At 70.8% G+C, this 14,595-nt stretch carries 6 protein-coding genes and 1 tRNA gene; 6 read left to right on the top strand and 1 reads right to left on the bottom strand.

All coding sequences use genetic code 11. The annotated features are described in order from the left end of the window. The first annotated feature begins 97 nt into the window (after positions 1-97). A complete protein-coding gene (locus AC3EQ1_RS22505; RefSeq protein WP_432096144.1) occupies positions 98-796 on the top strand; it encodes a DegT/DnrJ/EryC1/StrS family aminotransferase in 699 nt (232 codons plus the stop codon). A gap of 126 nt (positions 797-922) precedes the next feature. After that, a tRNA-Thr gene (locus tag AC3EQ1_RS22500) sits at positions 923-998 on the top strand. Between the two features lie 112 nt (positions 999-1,110). On the opposite strand, the gene AC3EQ1_RS22495 is transcribed toward AC3EQ1_RS22500, so the two are convergent. Further along, on the bottom strand, positions 1,111-3,738 hold the full coding sequence (locus AC3EQ1_RS22495) for a SpoIIE family protein phosphatase (protein WP_432096148.1): 2,628 nt from the start codon (positions 3,736-3,738) through the stop codon (positions 1,111-1,113). 435 nt (positions 3,739-4,173) lie between these two features. Here AC3EQ1_RS22495 and AC3EQ1_RS22490 point away from each other — a divergent pair, with 435 nt between their 5' ends. The 4 genes from AC3EQ1_RS22490 (at position 4,174) to AC3EQ1_RS22475 (ending at position 14,528) form a co-directional block, all read left to right on the top strand. Next, a complete protein-coding gene (locus tag AC3EQ1_RS22490; RefSeq protein WP_432096143.1) occupies positions 4,174-9,687 on the top strand; it encodes a HAMP domain-containing protein in 5,514 nt (1,837 codons plus the stop codon). Positions 9,688-9,924: 237 nt separating this feature from the next. Next, a complete protein-coding gene (locus tag AC3EQ1_RS22485) occupies positions 9,925-10,602 on the top strand; it encodes a response regulator (protein ID WP_351504889.1) in 678 nt (225 codons plus the stop codon). 138 nt (positions 10,603-10,740) lie between these two features. Next, the gene (locus AC3EQ1_RS22480; RefSeq protein WP_432096142.1) at positions 10,741-13,521 is read left to right on the top strand and encodes a DNA translocase FtsK; all 2,781 of its coding nucleotides are present in this window, start codon (positions 10,741-10,743) and stop codon (positions 13,519-13,521) included. 188 nt (positions 13,522-13,709) lie between these two features. Then, the gene (locus tag AC3EQ1_RS22475; RefSeq protein WP_432096147.1) at positions 13,710-14,528 is read left to right on the top strand and encodes a helix-turn-helix domain-containing protein; all 819 of its coding nucleotides are present in this window, start codon (positions 13,710-13,712) and stop codon (positions 14,526-14,528) included. Positions 14,529-14,595: the final 67 nt, after the last annotated feature.

The following is a 14,595-nucleotide window of genomic DNA, read 5'->3' as shown; positions in this document are numbered from 1 at the left end:
GAGAAAGCCCTGTTGGGAACTTCGGTTCCCGACAGGGCTTTCTCGCGTTGTGGTGCCCGCCACTTGGCGTTCACATTGCCCGGGCACGATCCGTGGCATGGAACTGGGACACCCTGCAGACGCGGTACAGCGAGCATTGACGAGTGCGGGCGTGCGCGGCATGGAGGTGATCGTGCCGTCGTACGGACCCGTCGAGGTGGCGGACGCCGTATGCCAGGCCGGCGGCGTGCCGGTGTTCGTCGACATAGACGCGGACACCTTCTGTGTCGACCCGGCGGCGGTCGAGGCCGCGGTGACGTCCAGGACGGCGGCCGTCGTCCCGGTCCACCAGTTCGGGCACCGGGCCGACATGGCGCGCATCGGCCGCATCGCCGAACAGCGGGGCCTGGCCGTCGCCGAACACCTGGACCAGGAGAGCTCCTCGGCCGAGATCTCGGTACGGCAGACCAACGCCGCGTACCTCACCCGCCGGCTCACGGACGTCGTCACCCCGAGCATCGCCCCGGACGCCGGCCACACCTTCCTCCAGTACGTGGTGCGGGTGCCCGGCAACGGGCGGCCCGACCGGGACGCCTTCGCCCGGACGTTGAAGTCCCGGGGCGTGCGCTGCCGGGTCCCGGTGCAGACGCCGGTGCACCGGCTGCCGCTCTTCCGCCGTGACGTGTGGCTGCCGGAGACCGAACGGGCCGCCGACGAGTGTCTGGCCCTTCCGGTGGACGCGGGCATGACGCGCCGTGAGCTGCACCGGGTGGCTTCCGCCTGCAACGCGCTCGGCGGACTGCTGCAGCCCGCCTGAGCCTGCGCACAGGCCGGTAAGGCCGTTGGGGGACGCGAATCCGCGCTGTCGGGCGAACCGTGTCGGGCGGCACCGGGTGTGGTCAGGAGCGCAGCTGTGTTCGGGTAGTATTGAGCCCGTCGCTGCGCCCCAATAGCTCAGTCGGCAGAGCGTCTCCATGGTAAGGAGAAGGTCTACGGTTCGATTCCGTATTGGGGCTCCATGAAGAAGGCCCCCGCCGGTTGGCGGGGGCCTTTCTCGTTCACTGACCTTCTCGTTCACCGAGGTCCCGAGGGCCGGGCTCCTCGGCGTCCTGCCGCCGGGAGCCCGTCCGCTCAGTCCGTCTGCAACTCGGGCACGCGCATGGCCAGGATGGCCATGTCGTCCGAGGCGGGCTCCGCGGCGAAGCGCTCGACGGCCCGCAGGATGCGTGCGGCCACGGCGCCGGCCGTCAGCCCGGTGCACGTCGTCAGGACCTCGACCAGGCCGTCGTCCCCGAGCATGCGGGTGCCCTCGCGGCGCTCGGTCACCCCGTCCGTGACGCAGAGCAGGACGTCGCCGGGGTCGAGGGTGACGGTCTGTTCGTACAGCTCCAGATCGTCCATCACACCGAGCAACGGCTGGGGCTCCGCGGCCGGTTCGACGCTGCCGTCCTGCCGGAGCCGCAGCGGCAGCGGATGTCCCGCGCACACGACCTTGAGCACCGCGCTGCCGTCGTGCTGCGGCCACAACTCCCCGTAGAGCAGGGTCAGGAAGCGGCTGCGGGCGCCCTCGTCGAGGATGGCCGCGTTCAGCCGCTCCAGTACGGCCGGGCCGCCGAACCCCTCGCGGGCGAGCAGCCGCAGGGCGTGGCGGGCCAGGCCGGTCACCGCGGCGGCCTCCGGGCCGGTGCCGCAGACGTCGCCGATGGCGAAGCCGTACGCGCCGTCACGGATCGGGAAGATGTCGTAGAAGTCGCCGCCGACCTCGTTGCCCTCGCCCGCCGCGCGGTAGATGACCTCCACCTCCACACCCGGGACCTCGGGCAGCTCCGGCGGCAGCAGACTGCGCTGCAACGACTGGCTGATGGCGGTGCGTTCCGAGTACAGCCGGGCGTTGTCCAGGGCGAGCGCCGCCCGGCGGGAGAGGTCCTCGGCGAGCTCCAGGATCTCCTGGCGGAAGTGCTCCTCGGAGGGCTTTCCGAGGGTGAGCATGCCGATGACGCGGTTGCGGGCCACCAGCGGCAGGACGACGGTCTCGCCGCCGACGGCCGAGGCCGTGGCGAGCGAGGGCCCGGGGCCCGCCGCCGAGTGGTCGCCGAGCCCGAGGTTCCGCAGCGAGGAACGCAGCGCCGCCGAGTGGGCGGCGTCGCTGGGCGCGGTCCAGACGCGGGCGCCGGGCGTCGGCACCGGGTCCGGCGGCGGGACCTTGCCCAGCAGCGTCTTGAGACCGTCGATCCGGTCCTCGTCCTCGTGCAGCACGTAGGAGAGTTCGGGCTCGGTGGACTGGTCGGCGACGGTGTAGACCGCGCACCAGGTGGCCAGCGTCGGGACCGTCATCTGCGCCATCAGCGCGAGCGTCTGGTCGCGGTCGAGCGTGCCCGCGAGCAGGTCGGAGGCCTCGACGAGGAAGGAGAGCGAACCGCGGCGCAGCCGTTCGAGCTCGGTGAGCCGGGCCCGTTCGACGGCCAGCGCGATGCGGTCGGCGGCGAACTGCAGGCGCAGGGCTTCCTCGTTGGTGTAGCGGCCGGGCGCCTCGGCGGCCACGCCCAGCGAACCCGTCAGCCTCCCCTCGACCTTGAGGGGAACCGTCACCACGGACCGCATGCCGGTGCCGCCGAGGAGCGGCACGGCGCCGGGCACCACGGTGAGGTCCTCGTGGACCGCGGGCATCCGCGCGGAGCCGTAGCGGCCGGTGCCCGCCTCGACGGGGACCCGGGCGAAGCGCTGACGGGCCGACGGCAGTCCGGTGGAGGCGCGGACCTCCAGCTCGGTCTCGTCGTCGGTGGCCAGCAGCAGATACGCGGAGTCGCCGTCGAGCATGTCGCGCGCCCGCTCGACCGTGCGCTGGAGCAGGCCGTCGAGATCGTCCGGCGCGGGGGAGCCGATGAAGACCTCGAAGGGGTCCGTGGCCGGGCCGCGGCCGTCGGCGGAGGACGCGGAGCTGTCCCGGGAGGCCGGCGCGCGCAGGGTGGCCTGCAGGACGGCGCGCTCGTGGTCGCGGACCAGCAGGCACACCGTGGACGGCTCGCCCGCGGCGTCCCGCACCCGCAGGTGGGAGGCGTAGACGGGGACGACGCGGCCGTCCACGTCCCGGATGCCGTAGGAGCCCTCCCAGCGGGAGAGCTGGAGCGCCTCGGCGATGCCGGTGCCGGTGCCGGGGGTGTGCGGCCAGGCGGCGAAGTCGGTGAGGGGCTTGCCGACGACCTGCTCGGGGACGAAGCCGAAGAGGTCCTGGGCGTCGTCGCTCCAGGAGCTCACGGCCCCCGCCCGGTCGATCTGGATCACCGCGACGCGGACCCGGGAGTCGGCGACGGGCAGGGCGTCGGTGGGCAGGGCCGGGCCGGCGGAGCGGGTCCCGGCGAGCCGCTCGGCGAGGTCGAGCTGGAACCAGACCTGCTTGTGGGTGGGGGTGTACTCGACGCCCCAGCAGGTGGCCAGAGCGCCGCAGAGCAGCAGGCCGCGGCCGCCCTCCCGGTCCGGGTGGGCGATGTGGCTGCGGCTGTTCTGGAGCGGGAGTTCCCGCTCGGGGTACCGGTCGGCGACCTCGATCCGTACGCCCTGGTCGGTGCGGAGGCACAGGACGTCGGCCGCGGTGCCGGCGTGCACCACCGCGTTCGTCACCAGCTCGCTGGTGAGGACGACGGCGTCGTCCACGATGTCCGAGAGGCCCCAGCCCTGGACCGTGTCCCGCACGAAGGCCCGGGCGACGGCGACCGAGCGGCCGACCGGCTCGAAGGTGGCCGTGGCCCGGGCGGTGATCACTGGCCTCCTCGGGAGTGCCCCGGTGTCCTCCTCCGGGGCGGCCGCGCCGTCGAAGGAGCCGGGGAGCACGACTGCGCCCTCTCCGTCCGGCGAGTGGTCCATCTCACTGTCTGCGATGCTCTGCCGGACCAAGCCCTCGCCCCGCTCCTTCATCCCCGCTCCCTGTGGGCCGGACGGACCCCGTCGCGGCACCCCGCCGATGCCAAGTCGTTTCGCTGCACACTCCACCCGGTGTCGGGTGGATGGACAGCCGGATGCCAGGTTACTTACCTTCGCGGTCCGTGCGGATGCCGGTCGCGAGTGTTTCCGTCCGGAGAGTGCGGTAGGCGTTGTGCGATGCTGCCGAACTGTTATGGCCTGGTAGGGCCGGGGTGAAACACTGGGCACGCTTGAACAGAACCTGGCTAGGACGGTCGACCCTGCGGGAGGGACACGGTGGAGTCTGGCGCAGCGGCGCGGGGCGCAAGCACGCGCGCGAAAGGCGGACGTTCCCGTAATAGCGGGACGACCGAAGTGGATACGGCCGCGCTGAACAGATTGCTCACCGCACTGGTCGCCATGCGGGACGGAAATTTCCGGAAGCGGTTGACGGTGTCGGGCGAGGGCCTGATGTCCGAGGTCGCCGCCGTGTTCAACGAAGTAGCGGACCGGAATCTCCACCTCACGGGTGAGCTCGCCCGGGTGCGGAGGGTGGTCGGCCGTGAGGGCAAGCTCACCGAGCGGCTCGAGACCGGCGCCTGCGAGGGCTCCTGGGCGGCGGCCATCGACGCGTCCAACGCGCTGGTGGACGACCTCGCCCGGCCGGTGTCCGAGGTCGGCCGGGTGCTGTCCGCGGTCTCCGAGGGCGATCTCGAGCAGCGGATGGATCTGCGGGCGCTCGGTTCGGACGGAACGGCGCACCCGTTGCGCGGCGAGTTCCTGAAGGTCGGCCGGACCGTCAACGGACTGGTGGACCAGCTGTCCGCGTTCACCGACGAAGTGACGCGCGTGGCCAGCGAGGTGGGCACCGAGGGCAAGCTCGGCGGTCAGGCCAAGGTGCGTGGCATGTCGGGCTCCTGGAAGGACCTCACCGACTCCGTCAACACGATGGCGTACCGGCTCACCGCTCAGGTGCGGGACATCGCGTTGGTGACCACGGCGGTCGCCAAGGGCGACCTGTCGCGGAAGGTCACGGTCCATGTGGCCGGAGAGATGCTGGAGTTGAAGAACACCGTCAACACGATGGTGGACCAACTCTCCTCGTTCTCCTCGGAGGTGACGCGCGTCGCCCGCGAGGTGGGCACCGAGGGCGAGCTCGGTGGCCAGGCGCAGGTGCCGGGCGTGGCCGGGGTGTGGAAGGACCTCACCGACTCCGTCAACCTGATGGCGGGCAATCTGACCGCGCAGGTGCGGGGGATCGCCCAGGTGACGACGGCGGTGGCCAACGGCGACCTGTCGCAGAAGGTCACGGTGAGCGCACGGGGCGAGGTCGCCCAGCTGGCCGAGACGATCAACACCATGACGGAGACGCTGCGGACCTTCGCCGACGAGGTCACGCGGGTCGCCAGCGAGGTGGGGGCCGAGGGCCAGCTCGGCGGTCAGGCGCAGGTGCCGGGTGCCGCGGGTACGTGGAAGGACCTCACCGACTCGGTGAACACCGCCTTCCGGAACGTGACCACGCAGGTGCGGGACATCGCTCAGGTCACGACGTCGGTGGCGAACGGCGATCTCTCCCAGAAGGTCACGGTCGACGTGGCCGGCGAGATGCTCGAGCTGAAGAACACCGTCAACACGATGGTCGACCAGCTGTCGTCCTTCGGCGCCGAAGTGACGCGCGTTGCGCGTGAGGTCGGTGTGGAGGGTGAACTCGGCGGTCAGGCGCAGGTGCCGGGTGCCGCGGGTACGTGGAAGGACCTCACCGACTCGGTGAACACGGCCTTCCGGAACCTCACCGGGCAGGTGCGGAACATCGCCCAGGTGACGACGGCGGTGGCCAACGGCGACCTGTCGCAGAAGGTCACCGTGGACGTGTCCGGTGAGATGCTCCAGCTCAAGGCCACCGTGAACACGATGGTGGACCAGCTGTCCCTGTTCGCCGACCAGGTGACCCGGATGGCGCGCGATGTGGGCACCGAGGGCCGGCTCGGCGGTCAGGCCCAGGTCGACGGGGTCTCCGGGACGTGGAAGGACCTCACCGACTCCGTCAACTTCATGGCCGGCAACCTCACCTCTCAGGTGCGGCAGATCGCCCAGGTGACGACGGCGGTGGCGCGGGGTGATCTCTCCCAGAAGATCGAGGTCGACGCCCGGGGCGAGATCCTGGAGCTGAAGAACACCATCAACACGATGGTGGACCAGCTCTCCGCCTTCGCGGAGCAGGTGACCCGGGTGGCCCGTGAGGTGGGCACGGACGGGCGCCTCGGCGGCCAGGCGCAGGTGCCCGGCGTGGCCGGCGTGTGGCGGGACCTCACGGACTCCGTGAACGGCATGGCCGGCAACCTCACCGCTCAGGTGCGGAACATCGCCCAGGTCGCCACGGCGGTGGCCCGCGGTGACCTGTCCCAGAAGATCGACGTGGACGCCCGGGGCGAGATCCTGGAGCTGAAGAACACCCTCAACACGATGGTGGACCAGCTGTCCTCGTTCGCGGACCAGGTGACGCGGGTGGCGCGCGAGGTGGGTACCGAGGGCATCCTCGGCGGCCAGGCCGAGGTGCAGGGGGTCTCCGGCACCTGGAAGGACCTCACCCAGTCCGTCAACTTCATGGCGAACAACCTGACCTCGCAGGTGCGGAACATCGCGGAGGTCACCACGGCGGTCGCCAAGGGCGACCTGTCGAAGAAGATCACGGTCGACGCCAAGGGCGAGATCCTCGAACTGGTCACCACGGTGAACACGATGGTGGACCAGCTCTCCTCGTTCGCCGAGCAGGTGACCCGGGTGGCCCGTGAGGTGGGCACGGAGGGCCAGCTGGGCGGCCAGGCCCGGGTGCCCGGCGTCACCGGCATCTGGAAGGACCTCAGCGGCAACGTCAACCTGATGGCGAACAACCTCACCATTCAGGTGCGGAACATCTCCCAGGTGGCGACGGCGGTCGCCAACGGCGATCTGACCAAGAAGGTGACGGTCGAGGCGCGCGGCGAGGTCGCGCAGCTCGCCGACACCGTCAACACCATGGTGACCACGCTGTCGTCCTTCGCGGACGAGGTGACGCGGGTGGCGCGCGAGGTGGGCACCGAGGGCATCCTCGGCGGCCAGGCCCGGGTGCCCGGCGTCTCCGGCACGTGGAAGGACCTCACCGAGTCCGTGAACTCGATGGCGTCCAATCTGACCGGACAGGTCCGCAACATCGCGATGGTCACCACCGCCATCGCGAAGGGCGATCTCACCAAGAAGATCGACATCGACGCCCGGGGCGAGATCCTCGAGCTCAAGACGACGATCAACACGATGGTGGACCAGCTGTCGTCGTTCGCCGAGCAGGTGACCCGGGTGGCCCGCGAGGTGGGTACCGAGGGCCAGCTGGGCGGCCAGGCGCGGGTGCGCGATGTCGACGGCACCTGGCAGGACCTCACCGAATCGGTGAACGAGATGGCGGGCAACCTGACCCGCCAGGTGCGGGCGATCGCCGCCGTCGCCGCGGCGGTGACCCGGGGCGACCTCAATCTGAAGATCGACGTGGACGCGGCCGGCGAGATCCTGGAGCTCCAGGACAACATCAACACGATGATCGCCACCCTGCGCGAGACCACGCTCGCCAACAAGGAGCAGGACTGGCTCAAGGGCAACCTGGCCCGGATCTCCGGTCTGATGCAGGGCCGCCGCGACCTCAAGGACGTGGCGGGGCTGATCATGAGCGAACTGACGCCGGTGGTCTCCGCCCAGCACGGCGCGTTCTTCCTGGCCACCCCGACCGGGGACGGCACCGAGGTCGGGGCCCCGGCCGAGGACGGTTCGTACGAGCTGCGCATGATCGGCAGCTACGGCTACTCCATGGGCACCATGCCGACGTCCTTCCGGCCCGGGGAGACGCTCATCGGGACGGCCGCCGAGGAGAAGCGGACGATCCTGGTGGAGAACGTGCCGCCGGGCTATCTGAAGATCGCCTCCGGCCTGGGCGAGGCGCCGCCGGCCCATGTGATCGTGCTGCCGGTGCTCTTCGAGGGCCAGGTCCTGGGCGTGATCGAGCTGGCGTCGTTCCAGCCCTTCGCGCAGATCCAGAAGGACTTCCTCAGCCAGATCGCCGAGATGATCGCGACCAGCGTCAACACCATCAGTGTCAACACCAAGACCGAGGTGCTGCTGAAGCAGTCGCAGGAGCTGACCGAGCAGCTGCGGGAGCGGTCGGCGGAGCTGGAGAACCGGCAGAAGGCCCTCCAGTCGTCCAACGCCGAACTGGAGGAGAAGGCCGAGCTGCTGGCCCAGCAGAACCGCGACATCGAGGTGAAGAACACCGAGATCGAGGAGGCCCGGCAGGTGCTGGAGGAGCGGGCCGAGCAGCTGGCGGTCTCCATGCGCTACAAGTCCGAGTTCCTGGCCAACATGTCGCACGAGCTGCGCACCCCGCTCAACTCGCTGCTCATCCTGGCCAAGCTGCTCGCGGACAACGCCGACTCCAACCTCTCGCCGAAGCAGGTGGAGTTCGCCGAGACGATCCACGGAGCGGGTTCGGACCTGCTCCAGCTGATCAACGACATCCTCGACCTGTCGAAGGTCGAGGCGGGCAAGATGGACGTCAGTCCGACCCGGATCGCGCTGGTGCAGCTGGTGGACTACGTGGAGGCCACGTTCCGCCCGCTGACCGCCGAGAAGGGCCTGGACTTCGCCGTACGGGTCTCCCCGGAGCTTCCGGCCACCCTGCACACCGACGAGCAGCGGCTGCTCCAGGTGCTGCGCAATCTGCTGTCGAACGCGGTGAAGTTCACCGACGGCGGGGCCGTGGAGCTGGTGATCCGGCCCGCCGGCGTGGATGTGCCCAACGCCATCCGCGAGCAGCTGCTGGAGCACGGCTCGCTGCGCGACCCGGACGCCGACATGATCGCCTTCTCGGTGACCGACACCGGCATCGGCATCGCGGCCAGCAAGATGCGGGTCATCTTCGAGGCGTTCAAGCAGGCCGACGGCACCACCAGCCGGAAGTACGGCGGCACCGGCCTCGGACTGTCCATCAGCCGGGAGATCGCCCGGCTGCTGGGCGGTGAGATCCACGCGGCCAGTGAGCCCGGCCGGGGCTCCACCTTCACGCTCTACCTGCCGCTCAACCCCAGCGAACTGCCCCCGCAGGGCTACCCGCAGCTCGCCCCCGCCGGGCCCACCGGCGCCGGGGCGCTCGCGGCGCCCGCCGGGGACCCGCTGCTCGGGGCCGCGGCCGCCGAGCTGGAGCCGCCGCGGGAGGTCCGGCCGCCGGCGGAGGTGGAGCCGGCCCCGCGGCGCGGCGTCGGCGGGCTCGCCCGGCTGCGCCGGCGGGCAGCGGCCCCGGAGCCGCAGCGGCCTGCCGCCCGGGAGCTTCCGGAGCCCGCGGCGGCACCGGAGGAGACCTGGAACGGCCAGGGCGAGGACGCCGTGGCAGTGGCCTTCGAGGGCGGCTTCCACGGCGAGAAGGTGCTCATCGTGGACGACGACATCCGCAATGTGTTCGCGCTGACCAGCGTGCTGGAACAGCACGGACTGTCGGTGCTGTACGCGGAGAACGGGCGCGAGGGCATCGAAGTCCTGGAGCAGCACGACGATGTGGCGGTCGTTCTGATGGACATCATGATGCCGGAGATGGACGGCTATGCGACGACGGCGGCGATCCGCCGGATGCCGCAGTTCGCCGGTCTGCCGATCGTCGCCCTCACCGCGAAGGCGATGAAGGGGGACCGGGAGAAGAGTATCGAGTCGGGCGCGTCCGACTATGTCACCAAGCCGGTCGACACGGACCACCTGCTCACGGTGATGCACCAGTGGATGCGGCCCGCTGCTGACTGAGTGTTGCCGAACACGTGTGGGAACGCGGTATTCGGGGAACCTTCTGGTCTCCCACCGCGTTTCTGCTACGTGCACAGTGACATCGCGGTGACAGGGTGTGGCGACAGGCGGGGTGCGGCTACCATGACCGGCACAAGGACGGGCGACGCAAGGGAGTCGTCCGCTGGGGCGGCGCCCGGTGCTTCCCCGAGTCCTGCGGACAGGGGAGGCCCCATGCCGGGGCGAGGAGGACGGGCCATGGTGCAGAAGGCCAAGATCCTCCTGGTCGATGACCGGCCGGAGAATCTGCTGGCGCTGGAGGCGATCCTCTCCGCGCTCGATCAGACGCTGGTGCGGGCATCGTCAGGGGAGGAAGCGCTCAAGGCGCTGCTGACGGACGATTTCGCGGTCATCCTGCTGGATGTCCAGATGCCGGGCATGGACGGCTTCGAGACCGCGGCGCACATCAAACGCCGTGAGCGGACACGGGACATCCCGATCATCTTCCTCACGGCCATCAACCACGGTCCCCACCACACCTTCCGCGGGTACGCGGCGGGCGCGGTGGACTACATCTCCAAGCCGTTCGACCCGTGGGTGCTGCGGGCGAAGGTCTCGGTCTTCGTCGAGCTGTACATGAAGAACTGTCAGCTCCGTGAGCAGGCTTCGCTGCTGCGGCTGCAGTTGGAGGGCAGCCAGCCGGCGCCGGGGGACAGCAAGGAGCCCGCCGGGCTGCTGGCCGAGCTCTCGGCGCGGCTCGCCGCGGTCGAGGAGCAGGCCGAGGCGCTCTCCAAGCAGCTGGACGAGTCCGCGGACGCGGCGGCCGTCGCGACTGCGGCGCATCTGGAGCGCAAACTCACCGGGCTGCGCCGGGCGCTGGACGCCCTGGAGCCCGGCACGGGAGAAGGCGCGTCGGCGCTGCCGTCGCAGAACTGACGTTGCCCTTGCGGAAGGGAACCGCGTGTCATCCGCGTGTTGACCCATCGTCAACACGCGGACGGCCGGGAGCGACACGAACGGGTTAACCCGTGGGCACACGTGTCCCACGGGTCGGTCCCCGGTAACCTCGTCACCATGGCCTCACGTACGTCCGGCAAGGGTTCCCAGGGCGCGGCGGGCACTTCGAAGCCGCGCGCCGGTCGTACCGCGAGTGCCCCCCGGAAGACGGCTGCCAAGAAGGTCCCCGCCAAAAAGGGCGCGGCACCCGCGAAGCGGCCACCGGTGAAGAAGGCTCCCGCCAAGAAGGCCGCGGCCCGCAGGCCCGCACCCCGGGCGACGTCCCCGACCAACGGTGTCTACCGGCTCGCCCGCGCGGTGTGGCTCGGGCTCGCGCACACGGTCGGGGCGCTGTTCCGCGGGGTGGGGCGGGGGGCCCGGGGCCTCGATCCCGCCCACCGCAAGGACGGCTTGGCGCTCCTGCTGCTGGGGCTGGCGCTGGTCGTCGCGGCGGGCACCTGGTCCCGGCTCCGCGGCCCGGTCGGCGACCTGGTGGAGATGCTGGTCACCGGGGCGTTCGGCCGGCTCGATCTGCTGGTGCCGATACTGCTGGGCGTCATCGCCGTACGGCTCATCCGGCACCCCGAGAAGCCGGAGGCGAACGGACGGATCGTCATCGGACTGTCGGCGCTGGTCGTGGGCGTGCTCGGACAGGTGCACATGGCGTGCGGATCGCCCGGGCGCGGTGAGGGTACCGAGGCCATTCAGGACGCGGGAGGCCTCATCGGCTGGGGCGCGTCCAAGCCGCTGATCTTCACGGTCGGCGAGGTGCTCGCCGTGCCGCTGCTGGTCCTCGTCACGGTCTTCGGCCTGCTGGTGGTGACGGCCACCCCGGTCAACGCCATTCCCCGCCGGATGCGGCAGCTCGGCGCGCGGCTCGGCCTCGTGGACGAGGACACGGCCGGCGGATACGCGGACGAGGAGTACGCCGACGAGTGGCGTGAGACTCCCGCCCGGCGTCCGCGGCGCGCGGCGGCCCGTCCCGACGACGCCGACGGCGGCCCGGACGGAGCGGAGGGCGAGGAGCTCACCCGGCGGCGCCGGGCCCGCAGGCCGTCGGTGCGGCCCACCGGGGACGGCCCGATGGACGCCGTGGACGTCGCGGCGGCCGCGGCCGCCGCCCTGGACGGGGCGGTGATGCACGGGGTGCAGCCCTCCCCGGTCGTCGCCGACCTCAGCCACTCCGTCACCGCGGACCGGTCCGCCGAGGCGTCGGCGGCCCGCGGCACGGGTGCGGACGCCGCCGGGCAGCCGCAGGCCGCCGCGCCGAAGAAGAAGAAGGAGACGGCCGAGGCGTCCGGCGGAGTGCCGGACCTGACCAAGGCCGCCCCCGAGGGCACCCGCTCCCTGCCGTCCCGCGCCGAACAGCTCCAGCTCGCCGGGGACATCACCTACGCCCTCCCGTCGCTCGACCTCCTCGAGCGCGGCGGGCCCGGCAAGACCCGCAGCGCCGCGAACGACGCGGTGGTGGCGTCGCTGTCGAACGTCTTCTCGGAGTTCAAGGTGGACGCCGCGGTCACCGGCTTCACCCGCGGCCCCACCGTCACCCGGTACGAGATCGAACTCGGTCCGGCGGTCAAGGTCGAGCGGATCACCGCGCTGACCAAGAACATCGCCTACGCCGTCGCCAGCCCGGACGTCCGGATCATCAGCCCGATCCCGGGCAAGTCCGCGGTCGGTATCGAGATCCCGAACACCGACCGCGAGATGGTGAACCTCGGCGACGTCCTGCGGCTGGCGGACGCCGCGGGGGACGAGCATCCGATGCTCGTCGCGCTCGGCAAGGACGTCGAGGGCGGCTATGTGATGGCCAACCTGGCGACCATGCCGCACGTCCTGGTCGCCGGTGCGACCGGCTCCGGCAAGTCGTCCTGCATCAACTGTCTGATCACCTCGGTCATGGTCCGGGCGACCCCGGACGACGTCCGGATGGTCCTGGTCGACCCCAAGCGCGTCGAGCTGACCGCCTACGAGGGCATCCCGCACCTGATCACCCCCATCATCACCAACCCCAAGCGGGCCGCCGAGGCCCTCCAGTGGGTCGTGCGCGAGATGGACCTGCGCTACGACGACCTCGCCGCCTACGGCTTCCGGCACATCGACGACTTCAACGCGGCGGTGCGCAGCGGCAAGGCGAAGGCGCCGGAGGGCAGCGAGCGCGAGCTCGCGCCGTACCCGTATCTGCTGGTGATCGTGGACGAGCTGGCCGACCTGATGATGGTGGCGCCGCGCGACGTCGAGGACGCGATCGTGCGGATCACCCAACTGGCGCGGGCCGCCGGCATCCACCTGGTGCTGGCCACCCAGCGGCCCAGCGTCGACGTGGTCACCGGCCTGATCAAGGCGAACGTGCCCTCGCGGCTGGCGTTCGCCACCTCCTCGCTCGCCGACAGCCGGGTCATCCTCGACCAGCCGGGCGCGGAGAAGCTGATCGGCAAGGGCGACGGGCTGTTCCTCCCGATGGGTGCCAGCAAGCCGGTGCGGATGCAGGGCGCCTTCGTGACGGAGGGCGAGGTCACCGCCGTCGTCGAGCACTGCAAGGCCCAGATGACCCCGGTCTTCCGGGACGACGTCACGGTGGGCACCGGGAAGAAGAAGGAGATCGACGAGGAGATCGGCGACGACCTGGACCTGCTCTGCCAGGCGGCGGAGCTCGTCGTCTCGACCCAGTTCGGCTCGACCTCGATGCTCCAGCGGAAGCTGCGTGTGGGCTTCGCGAAAGCGGGCAGGCTGATGGACCTGATGGAGTCGCGCGGGGTCGTCGGACCGAGCGAGGGCTCCAAGGCCCGCGACGTACTGATCAAACCGGATGAACTGGACGGAGTGCTCGCCGTGATCCGCGGTGAGACTCCTCCGTAAGCGGGAACGAAGCAACCGTCCCGCTGCCCGAGACGTCATGTCGAAGGGGAGGCCGAGCGGGTGGAGGTACCCGGACGGGGTGGCCATTCCGATGGCGTACAAACTCCGTCCTCCCGGTTGCCCCACCCTTTCGTACCACCCCTAGACTGAACATCCAGCAGGTGGCTACACGCTCGAAAGGCGCCCTCGTGTCCATCGGCAACTCCCCCGAAGAAGACCGGCCTTCCGTCGAGGACGACCGGCCCTCGCTCGGGCGTGCGCTCCAGCAGGCCCGTACCGACGCCGGACTGTCCGTCGAGGACGTCAGTTCCACCACACGGGTGCGCATCCCGATCGTGCATGCGATCGAACAGGACGACTTCACCCGTTGCGGTGGCGACGTCTATGCCCGGGGGCACATCCGGGCCCTCGCCCGAGCGGTCCGCCTCGACCCCGACGCCCTCGTGGCGCGGTACGACGACGAGCACGGCGGACGTCCCGAGCCGACCCCGGCGGCCCCGCTGTTCGAGGCCGAGCGGATCCGTCCGGAACCCCGCCGCCCCAACTGGACCGCCGCTATGGTCGCCGCGATCGTCGTGGTCGTCGCGTTCGTCGGCTTCACCATGTTCAGCGGTGGCGACAAGGCCGGCGGCAAGTCGGTGGCGGGCAAGACCTCCTCGGCGAAGCCCAGCAGCGAGCCCAGCCGCAAGAAGTCGTCCGCGCCCGCGCCGGAGCCGTCCGACAGCGCCATCGCGGCCGTCCCGGCCGACAAGGTGACGGTCAAGCTCACCGCGGAGAACGGCTCCAGCTGGATCTCGGCCAAGGACCACAGCGGGCGGCTGTTGCACGAGGGCGTGCTCAAGGAAGGCGCCTCCAAGACCTTCACGGACAAGCAGCGTATCGATCTGGTGCTGGGCAACGCCGGTGCCGTCAAGCTCTTCGTCAACGGTAAGCAGATCGATGACCGGGGCGAGGAAGGCCAGGTCCAGCGGCTGAGCTACACCAAGGGGGACCCGCAGGCGGGCTGAGTCCGGCCCGCCCGGTCCGGCGGGGCAACCCTGGCAGCGGAGGGCGCTCCCGGGACAAAGTAGGCTG

It is taken from the genome of Streptomyces sp. bgisy100 (genome assembly GCF_057709105.1).
Note: the sequence above shows the minus strand (reverse complement) of the source record. Positions and strands in the feature narration are given on the sequence as shown.

Excerpts from the sequence above, each read along its gene's own strand:
- AC3EQ1_RS22505 (WP_432096144.1), top strand. The coding sequence starts at position 98 with ATGGAACTGGGACACCCTGCAGACGCGGTACAGCGAGCATTGACGAGT.
- AC3EQ1_RS22485 (WP_351504889.1), top strand. The coding sequence starts at position 9,925 with ATGGTGCAGAAGGCCAAGATCCTCCTGGTCGATGACCGGCCGGAGAAT.
- AC3EQ1_RS22480 (WP_432096142.1), top strand. The coding sequence starts at position 10,741 with ATGGCCTCACGTACGTCCGGCAAGGGTTCCCAGGGCGCGGCGGGCACT.